The sequence below is a fragment of the Candidatus Angelobacter sp. genome (assembly GCA_035607015.1).
In the GTDB taxonomy this organism is placed as follows: domain Bacteria; phylum Verrucomicrobiota; class Verrucomicrobiia; order Limisphaerales; family AV2; genus AV2.
In genome coordinates, this window is record DATNDF010000398.1 from 1 (window position 1) to 13197 (window position 13197).

General features: G+C 58.3%; 14 protein-coding genes and 1 tRNA gene. 12 read left to right on the forward strand and 3 right to left on the reverse strand.

The window, feature by feature from the left end; translation table 11 throughout:
• The coding region (locus VN887_15930; GenBank protein HXT41496.1) for a formate dehydrogenase accessory sulfurtransferase FdhD at positions 1-175 on the forward strand (175 nt) is incomplete at its 5' end.
• Between the two features lie 16 nt (positions 176-191).
• Here the strand turns inward: VN887_15930 and VN887_15935 are convergent.
• Positions 192-614, reverse strand: a complete 423-nt coding sequence (locus VN887_15935; protein HXT41497.1) for a thioesterase family protein — start codon at positions 612-614, stop codon at positions 192-194.
• A 351-nt stretch (positions 615-965) separates the two neighbouring features.
• On the opposite strand from VN887_15935, the gene VN887_15940 reads away from it, so the two are divergent.
• From VN887_15940 to VN887_15985, 10 genes are all read left to right on the forward strand, one after another.
• Positions 966-1385, forward strand: a complete 420-nt coding sequence (locus tag VN887_15940) for an Hsp20/alpha crystallin family protein (GenBank protein HXT41498.1) — start codon at positions 966-968, stop codon at positions 1383-1385.
• A gap of 56 nt (positions 1386-1441) precedes the next feature.
• A complete protein-coding gene (lon, locus tag VN887_15945; GenBank protein HXT41499.1) occupies positions 1442-3844 on the forward strand; it encodes an endopeptidase La in 2403 nt (800 codons plus the stop codon).
• Between the two features lie 35 nt (positions 3845-3879).
• Positions 3880-4605, forward strand: a complete 726-nt coding sequence (locus VN887_15950; protein HXT41500.1) for an outer membrane lipoprotein-sorting protein — start codon at positions 3880-3882, stop codon at positions 4603-4605.
• A gap of 121 nt (positions 4606-4726) precedes the next feature.
• Positions 4727-5356 (forward strand): sigma-70 family RNA polymerase sigma factor, encoded by a 630-nt coding sequence (locus tag VN887_15955; GenBank protein HXT41501.1) that lies wholly within the window; start codon positions 4727-4729, stop codon positions 5354-5356.
• 7 nt (positions 5357-5363) lie between these two features.
• A complete protein-coding gene (locus VN887_15960; protein ID HXT41502.1) occupies positions 5364-5603 on the forward strand; it encodes a hypothetical protein in 240 nt (79 codons plus the stop codon).
• Positions 5604-5725: 122 nt separating this feature from the next.
• Positions 5726-6469 (forward strand): radical SAM protein, encoded by a 744-nt coding sequence (locus VN887_15965; protein ID HXT41503.1) that lies wholly within the window; start codon positions 5726-5728, stop codon positions 6467-6469.
• A 246-nt stretch (positions 6470-6715) separates the two neighbouring features.
• Entirely contained in the window at positions 6716-8236 is a 1521-nt protein-coding gene (locus VN887_15970) for an AAA family ATPase (protein ID HXT41504.1), read from the forward strand.
• A gap of 343 nt (positions 8237-8579) precedes the next feature.
• Positions 8580-9374 carry a tetratricopeptide repeat protein gene (locus VN887_15975; GenBank protein ID HXT41505.1) on the forward strand — a complete coding sequence of 265 codons (795 nt, stop codon included), beginning with the start codon at positions 8580-8582 and terminating at the stop codon, positions 9372-9374.
• Positions 9371-10438 carry a PilT/PilU family type 4a pilus ATPase gene (locus VN887_15980; GenBank protein HXT41506.1) on the forward strand — a complete coding sequence of 356 codons (1068 nt, stop codon included), beginning with the start codon at positions 9371-9373 and terminating at the stop codon, positions 10436-10438. The genes VN887_15975 and VN887_15980 overlap by 4 nt, the downstream gene beginning before the upstream one ends.
• A gap of 47 nt (positions 10439-10485) precedes the next feature.
• The gene (locus VN887_15985) at positions 10486-11709 is read left to right on the forward strand and encodes a tetratricopeptide repeat protein (GenBank protein HXT41507.1); all 1224 of its coding nucleotides are present in this window, start codon (positions 10486-10488) and stop codon (positions 11707-11709) included.
• 1 nt (position 11710) lies between these two features.
• Here VN887_15985 and VN887_15990 read toward each other — a convergent pair whose 3' ends face one another.
• Positions 11711-12094 (reverse strand): hypothetical protein, encoded by a 384-nt coding sequence (locus tag VN887_15990; protein ID HXT41508.1) that lies wholly within the window; start codon positions 12092-12094, stop codon positions 11711-11713.
• A 335-nt stretch (positions 12095-12429) separates the two neighbouring features.
• Between VN887_15990 and VN887_15995 the strand changes: the two genes are divergently transcribed.
• Positions 12430-12506, forward strand: a tRNA-Asp gene (locus tag VN887_15995).
• 26 nt (positions 12507-12532) lie between these two features.
• Here the strand turns inward: VN887_15995 and VN887_16000 are convergent.
• A partial coding sequence (locus VN887_16000; GenBank protein ID HXT41509.1) for a hypothetical protein occupies positions 12533-13197 on the reverse strand: 665 nt, incomplete at its 5' end.

Below are 13197 nucleotides of genomic sequence, written 5' to 3' on the forward strand. Positions count from 1 at the left end.
GGCGCGGATCCCCGTCGTTTGCGCGATCTCGGCACCATCGAGTCTGGCGGTCGAATTCGCCCGCGAAGTCGGACAGACCCTGATCGGTTTTTTGCGTGGTGACTCGTTCAACGTGTACTCGCATCCGGATCGAGTTTTGGACCCGAAAGCAAAGACCATGTCGAAAGGCGAGTGAGGCGGGGGCAGCCTTCTCAGGTTGACGACGTGCGCAGGTACGGCGCGAGCAATTCGGTCAACTTACCCGGCATGCGCTTCGGGTTTTCGGCGATCGTTGCACAAACGTGATGAGTGCTGCCTTCAAGGATGGATTGGTTATGCTGATTGTCAATGTGGTAACCGAAGTTGAGCCTCACGCGGTCGAGTTCGGTCAACCAAAGGCCGATGGTAAGGACGTCGTCGTAACGTGCGGCGCGAATGTATTCAAGGCGGCTCTCGATCACGGGAAAAACGGTGTCCTCCTGTTGCAGGGTCAGCAGCGGGAGTCGGAGCGAACGGAAAAACTCACCACGGACCTCTTCGAGAATGTCGAGGTAGCGGGCATAGTAAACATGGTTACCCAGGGTGCAATCGGAGTAGGTGACGCGGTGCTGATGGCGGAAGATTCTGTCGGGCATGGCGTGACGTTAAGGGTGATACCTCGGCCGCGCGAGCCGGAATTGGTGACTGGCGGGCGATAATGAGGGTTGCCAACACTCTGACTTGGAGTATCTTGGCAACGTGGATTGGCAGCAAACCATTTCGCTTTTGATTGTCGCCGCGACCGCAGGAATCTTTCTCCGGGCGCGATTCCGGCGCCGCAAGTTCAGATTTGAGCGCGACACTCATTGCGGCTGCGCTGGTCAATCCCGGTCGCAAAGCTCGATTGTCTTTCGCGCGCGCAAGGGCGAACGCCCGCAAATCATCGTCAAATCCTGATCACCTCTTGCTTGCGCTGCCTCTGATATTGATATACTTTCGCGTTGATCATGGCCTTGAACAAAGTTTCCGCATCCGTTCATTTCGTTAAACGACCGCAAAGCGTCGGTCTGGATTCCTCCGAAACCTACTGGGTGCCGAACACCGACGTTTATGTGGCCGAAAGTGGTCTCGTCATCAAGGTCGAGTTGGCCGGCATGCGCAAAGAGGATTTGGAGCTGACGGTCGAGGGCAGCCGCCTGAAGATCAGCGGACAGCGCCCGGACGGATGCCGCGCCGCGAAATGCACATTTCTGGTGATGGAAATCAATTACGGCGCGTTTGAAAGCGTCATTGAACTCCCTCCCGGGTACGATTTGGGCCAGGCGAAGGCCGCTTATCAAAATGGTTTTCTGCGCATTGATGTGCCGGTTCTCGCGCCCTCGTCGCAAAAGCCGATTTCAGTTTCCATTCCTTCCGGCGAAGGTTAACCTTTCGCTGAACTTTTTGGCCGGCTCCGACATCTAACCATGAGAGCGGCCATAAAATGACCTCACCGGACACTGAATTCATCAGCATCCTCGGAGCTTCCACCGGCGGCTCGGACACAACCATCACGCGCGCGGGCGGCAAGTCCATTCCGGACGTCCTGCCGATTCTCGGGTTGTCCGACATCGTGATTTTTCCCGGCATGGTGGCGCCGTTGCTCGTCGAGTCTGCGGCGAGCATCCGGCTGATCGACGACGTCGTCGCGGGAGATCGTTTCATCGGCCTGGTGCTGCAAAAGAAGCCGGACGTCGAGAATCCGGCGCCCGAGGATTTGTGGAACAACGGCTGCGCCGTGCGGGTGGTGAAAATGCTTAAGTTTCCGGACAACACCGTCCGGGTTCTCGTGGAGGGATTGCGCCGTTTCCGGATCGCGCAATACGAATCGCACGAGCCTTACCTCCGCGCAAGGATCGAAGTCATCCGCGACTCGGTCGAACAGTCGCTGGAATTGACCGCAATGACACGGAACGCGCAGCGTCAGTTCCAGGAAATCATCAACCTCTCACCCGCGATGTCCGACGAGGTCAAGGTCGCGGCGCTGAACACGGAACACTCCGGAAAACTTGCGGACCTGATCGCGGCGAACCTTAACCTGAGCCTGGAGGAACGGGAACAGTTGCTGGAAATGAACGTGGTCAGAGACCGGCTGACGCGCCTCCTGCCGCTGTTGAGCCGCGAGCTGGAAGTGCTGACACTCGGTTCAAAAATCCAGAAGGAAGTGGCTTCCTCAATGAGCAAGAGCCAGCGCGACTTCTTCCTGCGCGAGCAAATCCGCGCGATTCAGCGGGAACTGGGCGAATCCGATCCGGCCACCGGTGAGATCAATTCCCTCCGCGATCAGATCGAGAAAAATCAGCTTCCGGACGACGCGAAAAAAGTGGGGCTAAAGGAACTGGAACGTTTGCAGCAAATCCCGACGACGACCCCCGAATACACGGTTTCGCGGAATTATCTCGATTGGATCGTCAATCTGCCGTGGGCGAAGGCAACCGAAGACAAGATAGACCTTGCCGCCGCCGAGCGCATTCTCGACGAGCAACATTACGGATTGACCCGGGTGAAGGACCGGCTGCTGGAGTTTCTGGCGGTCATCAAGCTGAAGAACAAATTGAAAGGCCCGATCCTCTGTCTCGTCGGCCCGCCCGGCGTGGGCAAAACTTCGCTTGGTAAAAGCGTGGCTGACGCGCTTGGCCGGAAATTCGCCCGAATCGCACTGGGCGGCATGCGCGATGAAGCGGAGATCCGGGGACATCGGCGGACGTATGTGGGCGCATTGCCCGGCCGCATCATTCAAAGCCTGCGGCGCATGGAGAGCAATAACCCGGTCATTTTGCTGGACGAGATCGACAAGGTGGGGTCGGATTTCCGCGGCGATCCGGCGGCGGCACTGCTGGAAGTGCTCGATCCCCAGCAGAACCACACGTTCACCGACAATTACCTCGACATGCCGTTCGACCTGTCGCACGTCCTGTTCATCACCACGGCCAACTGGCTTGATCCGATCCATCCCGCATTGCGCGACCGGCTGGAAGTGATAGAGCTGCCCAGCTACACTGCTGCCGAGAAACTGCAAATCGCGAAACGCTATCTTGTGCCTCGCCAGTTGGAGGAGCATGGCTTGAAGCCCAAGCTTGTGAAACTGCCGGACGCGGCGTTAAAGCGATTGATCCAGGATTACACCCGGGAGGCGGGCGTCCGACAGCTGGAACGCGAAATCGCCGCCCTGACCCGCAAGGCGGCGCGTAAGATTGTAAGCCGGCAGGGTCTGCTCCGGCCGCTGACAATCACCCCCGATGAATTACCAGACTACCTTGGTCCGGCGAAGTTCGAGACCGAGATGGCCGAGACCATCACGGAGTCCGGTGTCGCCGTCGGTCTGGCCTGGACGCCTGTGGGGGGTGACATTCTGTTCATCGAGGCGACCCGCATGCCGGGCACCGGAAAACTGCTGCTGACCGGCTCGCTTGGCGAAGTGATGAAAGAGAGTGCACAGACGGCGCTGACGTATTTGCGAAGCCAGTCCAAAGCGTTGAAACTGGATTTTACCGATTTTGAAAAGCAGGACGTTCATATCCACATTCCGGCGGGCGCGACGCCCAAAGACGGTCCCAGCGCGGGTGTTACGATCGTCGCGGCCCTCGCATCGTTGCTGGCACAGCGTCTGGTCGGCTCCGACGTGGCGATGACGGGGGAAATAAGCTTGCGCGGCCGGGTGTTGCCCGTCGGCGGCATCAAGGAAAAGGTGCTTGCGGCGAGCCGCGCCGGTATCAAACATGTCATTCTGCCCGAACAAAACCGCAAAGATTGGGTCGAAGTCCCGGCGGAGGTTCGCCGGAAGCTCAAGGCCCACTTTGTTCGGCACATTTCGCAGATCCTGCCGCTCGCCCTGCGTTCACAATGACAGTGGGGCGGACAGCCTTTTGCCTGACGATGACCATGTTTGGCATTTGCGCGAACGTTGCAGCAACGAAGCCCGTCGCGGTTTCCGACGAAGAGGGCCAGAAACTTGCCGCGGAACTCCGCCTGTTACGCCCGGCAGACGACCTGGCAATCCGGGGTCTGTTGAAGATTCGTGACGCTGACGGCAGGCGGACGAATGTCCCGTTTCACTATCGGTTCATTTCGGGCGAGAAGACGTGGCAGAATGTTTACGAAATCGAGGGCGGTGGCGGTATGGCGGGCGAGACGCTAAAGGTCATTCACACCGAGGGTGGGCCGAACCGTTATCTATTTTCGCACCGGAGCAATGGTTCAATTGGGGAGCCGGTCGCCGGCGACAAGGCGATGATTCCGTTTGCGAACTCCGACTTCTGGCTCGCCGATCTCGGTTTGGAATTTCTCCATTGGCCCGGACAGCGAATCGTCCATGAGGCCAAGATCAAGATGCGAAAGGGCCGTCCGTGCAAAGTGCTCGAAAGTGTCAACCCGCGGCCCGATGCCGCGGGTTATACGCGCGTCCGTTCCTGGATAGACATCGAAACGGGGCAGCCCATTCTCGCGGAGGCCTATGGGCCAGACAATAAACTGATCAAAGAATTCGAAATCGGCAGTGTGACGAAGGTCAACGGCCATTGGGAACTGAAAAACATGGAAATGCGCAACACGGGAACCGATTCCCGGACTGTTCTTGAATTTCAATACGACCAGAAGGCCGGGGAATAACGGAAGCATGGGACCGGTGAAGTTTGGATAAGATCATGCCACAGTGCCCGGCTTGGGATTCTTCCCGGCGTGACTTTTTCGCCAAGGTCCTGTCGAATCAGCGATGGCACCACGCTGTTCAATGGCCAAGCCTGCAGAAGCTGAATCTCAGTTCGTTTCCGGCGGGCCGCATCGCATGAAAGAGGCCCAGGCGACCGGTCCCGCTGGCGACGACCCAGTCTCCGCCGGCCACGGGCCGACGTGGGCCTCGCCTGAATTTGGCGCGATCTACGAGGAACATTCCCGCCAGATTTTCTATCTGGCCTTGCGTTTTCTCGGCGATCCGGCCCAGGCGGAAGATGCGACGCACGATGTGTTCCTGAAAGCCTACCGGAAACTCGGCGAATTTCGCGGCGACTCCGCGATGCGCACCTGGCTCTATCGCATCGCGATCAACCATTGCAAGAATCTCCGTCAGACCTGGTACCAGCGCAACATGGTCAGCAACGCGGACGACTCGATCTGGGAAAGCGCCGTCTCCAGGACGGAAACCCCGTTGCGCGTGCTCGAAATCAAGGAGCTTGGCGAGCGTATTCAAAAGACACTTGATGCCCTGCCGGAGGAATACCGGCTTCTGCTGCTGCTTGTGGCCGACGAACAGTTGAGTTACGAGGAAATGGCCGCCCTGACCGGGCAAAGCTCTGACGCGATCCGCGGCAAACTGCATCGTGCGCGAAAATCCTTTGTCCTCCAGTTCCAGAAACCCGCCTGATCCGATTATGAACCCTAAATCCCCCAAGTTTCAGCACCAGCAGAAACAGGAAACGACCGAACAAGCCGCCGCCTTGCAGACGACACATGAGTTTGCTTCGCCGGAGGAGATACTTCGCCGCGATGCCGCGCAGGTTGAAGTCCCCGCCGCGCTCGCACATCGCGTGGCCGAGTCGATCGCGAAAGAGCCGAAGCCGTCGCGGTCCTGGTGGAGAAAACTGTTCTCTCGCGGCGAGGCCAACGGATGATTTGCATCGAGGACATCAAGCCGAAACAACGAACGAGATGTCGCTCGGAGATTGCTCGCTCGCGCGTGGAGGCGGCGCGCGCTGCGCTGGCCGACTGCCACCTGTGCGCGCATCACTGTGGCGTGAACCGGCTGTCTGGTGCGGCGGGTTTCTGTCGCGCCGGCGCTCAGGCACGGGTTTTTATGGTGCAGGTGGAGGTTTCAGACGAACTCGAATTGATCCCGACCTTCGCCATCGCGTTGAGTGGTTGCGATCTCCGCTGCGCCTTCTGCATCACCGGGGCCGAGAGCTGGAGTGCCCGCGCGGGGGAGCCGATTGAGGTCGGTTCGCTCACGACCAAGGCGCGGGCCGCGCTGGCCGAGGGTGCGCGGACCATCATGATTTTAGGCGGCGAACCGACGATTCATCTTCCATCGGTGTTGGAACTCGTCGCTGCCTTGCCGGACGGGGCGAAACTCGTTTGGAAAACCAACGCTCATGGCTCGGCCCAGGCCCGCGCATTGCTCGATGGACTTTTTGATGTCTGGCTGGCGGATTACAAGTTTGGCAATGACGCGTGCGCGCAGCGTCTGGCGCGGGTCTCGGGCTACACGCGTGTGGTTCGAGAAAACCTCCTTTGGGCCAGCGACCATAGCGAGCTGATCATCAGGCACCTGGTCATGCCGGGGCACGTGGACTGTTGCTGGGCGCCGGTTGCGCAATGGCTCGCCAGAAATATCCCGGCAGTGAAGATCAATTTGCGGACCGGATTCTGGCCAGCATGGCATGCGGCGAGGCATGCAGAAATGCGGGGTACCACTTCAACCAGTGAAGCGAACAGGGCGTGGGAGATTGCTCGCGAATTTGGCCTCCGTTCAATAGAATGACCCAAGGCACGACAGATTGGTGGCGACTATGATCGAAAAATGCAACCTACCCCCTGCCGAATCGCCAGGAACCGGTCCAACCAGCGAGCTACTGATTCTGCCGGATGGGAGGATTCTGGTCCACAATCTGACTCCTCTCTTCGCCGCGGTACTGGGCGAGCTGAGTCCCGCCGATGAACAGATTCATCCTCGTGTGGATTTGATCACGGACGGTCAACGCGAACGATCGAAGACGGTCGCAAAAGAATGAATTTCGACCAGGAACTGGAGACCCTGATTCGCGCCCGTTATCCGATTCTCTATGTCGTCTCGGCGGAGGAGACACGCGTGCAGCAATTGGTGGTGGGAATAGCCCAACGGCGGCAGAAGAAGGTTTTTGAATGGAGTTTCAGCACCGGGATCGTGCCTGCCGGCACGTCAATTCAGTCGCAAAAGCACCGCAATGCTCCGACCAAAGATCCGCTGATTGCACTGGACCAGGTCATTGATCAGGTGGACCCGGCGATCTTTGTTTTCAAGGATTTCCATCCGTTTCTAACCAAGAACAATTTTGCGGTGATCCGCAAGCTCAAGGAGATCTCGCTGCAGCTCAAAAACAGTTTCAAAACGATCATACTGGTTTCGCCAGTCCTGGAAATCCCCGCCGAACTGGAAAAGGAAATCACGATGCTGAATTTTCCGCTCCCTGCGCGGGATGACCTGGCCGTGCTTTTGGACAAAATCATCGAGGACGTGAAACAATTCAAGCAGGTGAAGATTGATCTCGATGAGGCGGGACGCGAGCGCCTCTTGCAGGCCGCGCTGGGTTTGACGCTCGGAGAGGCGGAGAATGTGTTCGCCAAGATTATTGTCAAGGACGAGCGCCTGAGCGGCGACGATGTCAACGAGGTCTTCGCGGAAAAACAGCAGATCATCCGCAAGAGCGGGTTGCTTGAGTATTATGCGACGAACGAGACGTTTTCAAATGTCGGCGGGTTGACCGTGCTGAAGGACTGGCTCCAAAAGCGGGCCGTGGCGTTTACCGACGAAGCACGGGCCTTCGGTCTGCCCGCGCCCAAGGGGATCCTGATGCTCGGCGTGCAAGGGTGCGGGAAAAGTCTGAGTGCGAAGGCGGTTTCCTGCCTCTGGCAACTGCCACTGCTGCGCTTCGATATGGGCCGCATGTTCGGCAGTCTGGTCGGTTCGTCGGAAGAAAACGTCCGCCGTGCCATCGCCGTGGCTGAATCGGTCGCGCCGGCGATTCTCTGGGTGGACGAGATCGACAAGGCCTTCGCAGGTTCACAAGGCTCGGGCGCGACCGATGGCGGGACGACCGCGCGGGTCTTCGGGACATTCCTGACGTGGCTGTCTGAAAAAACCGCGCCGGTATTCGTCGTGGCCACGGCAAATGACATTTCGCAATTGCCGCCTGAACTCATGCGCAAAGGGAGGCTGGACGAAATCTTTTTCGTTGACCTGCCATCCAACGAGGAGCGCGAAGAGATTTTTCGCATTCACCTGGCGAAGCGCGGGCGCGATCCGCAATTGTTCGATTTGCAAACGCTCGCGAAACGCGGCGAGAATTTTAGCGGCGCGGAAATCGAGCAGGCCGTCATCAGCGCGCTTTACGACGCGTTTTACGCCAAAGTGGAGCTGACGACCGGACACGTTCTCGAAGCGCTGCATCAAACCGTGCCCTTGGCGAAGACCATGGACGAGCAAATCAACCGCCTGCGCATCTGGGCCGAGGGTCGGGCGCGATACGCCAGTGCAGCCCGAACCACGTAGGATAGGAATGCGCTGGGAGGTAGCGCGTTTTGATTTTTGTCTTGCGAGAGAGTGCCGAGAGGCTGGGATTTCAAGGCCAATCGGGGTTTACGGGCAAGACCACATCCAGCTGTCGTGCTCCAGGATTTCGCGTGATGGGTTAAATGTGGCATTGTCAAAGCTGCCAGAAGTCATATAAAGCGACCGGCTTGGGCCGGAAAAACTTGGTTATTCGGGCGGACTTGGGTAATGTCACTCGTGACTTGGATGGTGACGACCGTCGCGCAACGCTTCGACGCTTGAATGGATGTAGCCATAGTTTTCCGGCTGACCGCAGCACGAACCCTAAACCACGGGACGAGTTATGAGCCGCTTCAACAAGCTTGAGTTCAATGAAGAGTTCGAAGGCGAACAGCAGTCCGGCCGGCAGGCCGAAAGCCCCCAGCGGCTTGTCAAAGACGAAGCCTATTATCTGGCGCGGGCGCAAAGCGCCTTGGAAAATGGACAATTCGAGGGGGCGCTGCGTCTTTACGCCAAGATATTGGAATTTAACACGTGCAACCCGGTTGCGTGGACCGGCCAAGTGCGGATGCTGGTCGAATTAAACGAGTTTGAAGAAGCAAAAAAATGGGCGGACAAAGCACTGGAACGTTTTCCCAACGAACCGGAACTGCTCGCCGCCAAGGCTGTGGCGTTGGCGCGCCTGGGTGACCTCGGAGCGGCGATCGTTTACTCGGACGCATCGATTGGCGAACGAGGCGAGACGTCTTACATCTGGCTTGCCCGCGGCGACGTTCAGATGGCACGCCAGGAGAAGCGCGCGGACTATTGTTTTGAGAAAGCTTTCGCAATCTCACCCAATAATTGGTTCATCCGCTGGCTGGCGGCAAGGATTCACCACTACTACAAGAAATTCGCTCTGGCGCTCAAACTCGTGCAGGAAGCGCTCAGCTTCGACGCGGGCCAGGGTGTGCTCTGGCTGCAGCTTGGTTTTTCCCAGCAGGCGCTTGGATTGGTCGAGCCAGCTCGCATCTCCTTCCAACATGCCCGCCAATTTGATGTTCAAAGCGGCGACGCGGACGCCGCACTGCGCCCAATGTATCAGGCGGGCTTTTGGTGCAAGTTGCGCAGCCGGTGGAGGCAGATCTTCCGGCGATGAACGAATCGCGATTTGACAAACTGCTCGCGACGGCCAGTGAATACGGCGCGTCGGATCTGCACTTGATCGCCGGAGTGCCGCCGGCTTATCGCGTCAACGGAGAAATCATTCTTGCCGACGAAGACGCACTGACGCCGGAAGTCGTCACGCCGATGGCGGAGGCTCTCCTTAACGATGTTCAACGCGAGAAGTTCGAGCGTGAATGGGAACTGTGCATTTCATTGCTCCATCCGACCGCCGGCCGCGTGCGTGTGACGTTTTACCGGAGAAATGGCCATCCGGAAATGAGTTTCAGATTTTGCGGAGACCGGATTCCCGGACGCGAAGAACTTGGACTGCCGGCGAAGATTGACGATATGGCGCGCAAGCCGAATGGCTTGTTTCTCATCACCGGCCCGACCGGCGCGGGCAAGACCACGACGTTGAATTACATGGTGGACGTGATCAACAGCGAGCGGCGCTGCAAAATAATCACGATTGAGGATCCCATCGAATACGTGCATGAAAACAAGCGTGCCATTGTCGTGCAACAGGAAGTGCTGACGGACACGCACTCCTTCAACCGCGCGCTCGTGCATGGACTTCGCCAGGATCCGGACGTGATTGTCGTGGGCGAGGTGCGTGATCATGAAGCAATCGCCACGGCGTTGAAGGCTGCCGAAACCGGACATCTTGTCCTCGCCACGCTGCACTCGCCGAGTGTCGCGCTGGCATTGGAACGGATCGTTGGCGTTTTTGAAGGAAGCGCCCAGCGACAGATCGTCTTGCAGCTTGCCAATGCGCTGCAAGGCATCATCGCGCAGGAACTGCTGCCCGCGGTCGATCGTTCGAGGCGCGTACTCGCCTATGAACTTCTCGTTAGCAGCGGTGCGGTGCGGAATCTCATCCGCGAAAACAACCTGCATCAACTGGAGAATTGCATCCAGACGGGCGGAAGGGATGGCATGGTGCTGATGGACAGCTGCCTTTACGAATTATATTGCCGCTGTCAGATCAGCTACGACACGGCCCTGAGCCGCGCGCGCAATCCCGACCGCATCGCCAAACGGGCCAATCAGTCCTGACGCCATTCGCCTGCGATGCTGACAACGAAATCTTGGCTGTGCATTCCATGAACTGGTTGCCGTCGAAACTGTCCTCAGTCCTCGAGTTGGCGCTGTGCGCGGGGGTTGTCGGATGGGTTCTCTACCGTTGGTTGAAGAAAAGCGATGATCCCGCGCGTTTGATTTCGAAATGGGTCATCACGGCGGTAATGGTGAGCACTACGTGGTGGATTGCGGCCGGGAAAATTGCCAGCTCGGGCGGCGGGTTGGACTACGGTACCGCGTTCGTCGTCGTGATTGCCTGTGCCATTTGCGGCGTCGTTCTTGGGATTACCTGGGGGAGCAACATCGCGGACGTGCTGGGAAAGCCCTTGACGGGTTTGTTCGATGGAGGCGACCAGGAAATCGTCCCTCAACCCTTCTACTCGATCGCCGAGGCGAAACGGAAACAAGGGAAATATCTGGAAGCGGTGGCGGAGATCCGGAAGCAACTGGCGCGCTTTCCCGGCAACTTCAACGGAATGTTAATGCTCGCTGACGTCCAGGCTGAGAATTTGAACGATCTGCCGGGGGCCCAGGTCACCATTGAACGGTTGCTCGTCGAATGTGAACCGAGTCCCATGAACATGGCCCTGGCGTTGAATCGCCTGGCGGATTGGCACCTGAAATTTGGACACGACCCGGACTCCGCGCGCCTGGCGCTGGAACAGATCATCCAGATGTTTCCTGACACGGAGCAGGCTTATCTTGCCGGCCAGCGTATCGCGCACCTGATGACACCGGAAATGCTGACAGAGAAGAAGGAGCCTCATCGCATCAAGGTCGGGCAGTTTCAGGAAAACATCGGGCTGCTGAGAGAACCGGCGAACGTGCGGGCGCCGACGGAGGATCCCGCCGCGGTCGCGTCGAAACTGGTCGAACACCTGAGAGACCACCCGCAGGACAGCGAGGCGCGCGAACGACTGGCTCTGATCTATGCGGAGTACTATCAACGGCTCGATCTGGCAATGGGCCAGCTGGAAGAGTTGATTGCGCAACCGAACCTCCCGCCGAAACATGCCGTCCATTGGCTCAACGTTTTGGCGGACCTGCAAATCAAAAACGCCGGAGACACGGCCGCGGCGCGAGCGGCGTTGCAGCGCGTTGTTGAGCTGTTTCCCCAGTCAGCGGCGGCGGAGAACGCGAGAAACCGGATGGCTCATCTGAAGTTGGAACTTCGCGCGAAGAAAAAGAGCCAAGTCGTGAAACTTGGCTCCTACGAACAGAACATCGGGCTGCGAAACCGCCCGTGAATCATTGATTCACAAGCAACTGGCCGTAAATCTGTTTGTCGATCTCGCTGGCGAGGTCGATGTCGGCGACGGCCCCGCGGCGCACCTGCACCGTTACCTTTGTGATCTTGGGTTCGCTGTCATCCAGGGCGACGAACAGCTTGGCCGTGTCCACCCTCGCCTCCAGAACCTTTCTGACAAGGTCGTCCCCGACCAGTGTGCCGTTGCGCTTGAGCACCGTGATGGTGGCCGCTTTGACCTTGTCGTAGGGCAGCTCATAACGGCTGACGATCTTGTCCTTGCCGGGCAGACCGAAGATTAAATCATCCTTCTCGGTCGAAACGCAGCCGGCGACAAACGACAGCAATCCGGCCAGCGCCAGCAGCTTGAAAAAATTCAGTTTCATGTGGTTATGCAAACAGATTCCGAAATCACGTCAAGTCTTTTACCGGCTCGTCACAACGGCGTGAGTGCAGAAGATTTCAGAACGGGAGCAACGACGGGTCTCCCGGTATTGGCCCTCGCGCGAAAATGACTTTGCCGAGGCCGGCGCGGCAAAGATAACTTGTTGACAAAACTCGTGTGAGTTCTAACTTAGTTGTGATTCGGGTAGCGGTACGTTTCTTCAGCGGGGTTCCCCACCCCCACCTCCTTGGCGTCTGCTGCCCGAATCGCTTTTGTTCCTCGAGTTACCCGTTGACGTTTGCGACAGGTTTCCCTAGCTTCTTGCTCCCCTTGCGCGGGGGTGTAGCTCAATTGGTTAGAGCGCTGCCCTGTCACGGCAGAGGTTACGGGTTCGAGCCCCGCCACTCCCGCCATTCTCCATAAGCGCGTTTGGGGATTCTCATCTCGGCAGTCGATGGAAACGGATTTTGGCCGGACCGGAGGCAGTCTCGTCAACAAGCACTTCGCAATAGCCGCCATCTTTTAACAATTCGATGCCGGCGATGGAGGGGCACAAGCGCGGCTTGAACATGCGCCAGCGCCGCGCTTCGTTCAACGCGTGGCTCATGCGACGGATGGAATTGCCAAGGAAACGGATGGTGGGCATGCCGGCCAGCATCCGGCTCTTCCAAAAAAACAGCCGGGAATGCAGGTGTCCGATGATCGTGTGCTCCAACTGTGGTAATTTGGCGCGGACGGCTGCTTCCCGCCAGAGGAATGGCAACGCGGTCGGGTCGTGGCAAAACAGCAGCACGCGTTGTCGCTCGGACAGCGCGGCGAAAGCCTGGCGTATCTCCGACAAATGCACATCACGCAGGGCCAACCAGTCCTGCCGTTCCTCGGGCAACGCTTCGGGTTCATAAACTGGAAAGGCCAGAAGTGAGGACGTGACACCCATCAAAACGTAGTTGCCAATTTCAGTCCGCCAGAACGGCTGCAGCGCTAGGTCGGCGGTAGCGCGCCGCCAGCTTGCCAGGCGGAATCCACCCTTGCCGCCGAACAGGCTCATCTTGCCAAGCTCGTGATCCCCGATGACGCATCGCAGTTTCTGACCGAAGCATCCGC

What these genes read in the sequence shown, in the direction of transcription:
- VN887_15975 (HXT41505.1), top strand. Translation starts at nt 8,580, where the DNA reads ATGAGCCGCTTCAACAAGCTTGAGTTCAATGAAGAGTTCGAAGGCGAA.
- VN887_15970 (HXT41504.1), top strand. Translation starts at nt 6,716, where the DNA reads ATGAATTTCGACCAGGAACTGGAGACCCTGATTCGCGCCCGTTATCCG.
- VN887_15980 (HXT41506.1), top strand. Translation starts at nt 9,371, where the DNA reads ATGAACGAATCGCGATTTGACAAACTGCTCGCGACGGCCAGTGAATAC.
- VN887_15990 (HXT41508.1), bottom strand. Translation starts at nt 12,094, where the DNA reads ATGAAACTGAATTTTTTCAAGCTGCTGGCGCTGGCCGGATTGCTGTCG.
- lon (HXT41499.1), top strand. Translation starts at nt 1,442, where the DNA reads ATGACCTCACCGGACACTGAATTCATCAGCATCCTCGGAGCTTCCACC.
- VN887_15960 (HXT41502.1), top strand. Translation starts at nt 5,364, where the DNA reads ATGAACCCTAAATCCCCCAAGTTTCAGCACCAGCAGAAACAGGAAACG.
- VN887_15955 (HXT41501.1), top strand. Translation starts at nt 4,727, where the DNA reads ATGGCCAAGCCTGCAGAAGCTGAATCTCAGTTCGTTTCCGGCGGGCCG.
- VN887_15950 (HXT41500.1), top strand. Translation starts at nt 3,880, where the DNA reads ATGTTTGGCATTTGCGCGAACGTTGCAGCAACGAAGCCCGTCGCGGTT.
- VN887_15940 (HXT41498.1), top strand. Translation starts at nt 966, where the DNA reads ATGGCCTTGAACAAAGTTTCCGCATCCGTTCATTTCGTTAAACGACCG.
- VN887_15985 (HXT41507.1), top strand. Translation starts at nt 10,486, where the DNA reads ATGAACTGGTTGCCGTCGAAACTGTCCTCAGTCCTCGAGTTGGCGCTG.
- VN887_15935 (HXT41497.1), bottom strand. Translation starts at nt 614, where the DNA reads ATGCCCGACAGAATCTTCCGCCATCAGCACCGCGTCACCTACTCCGAT.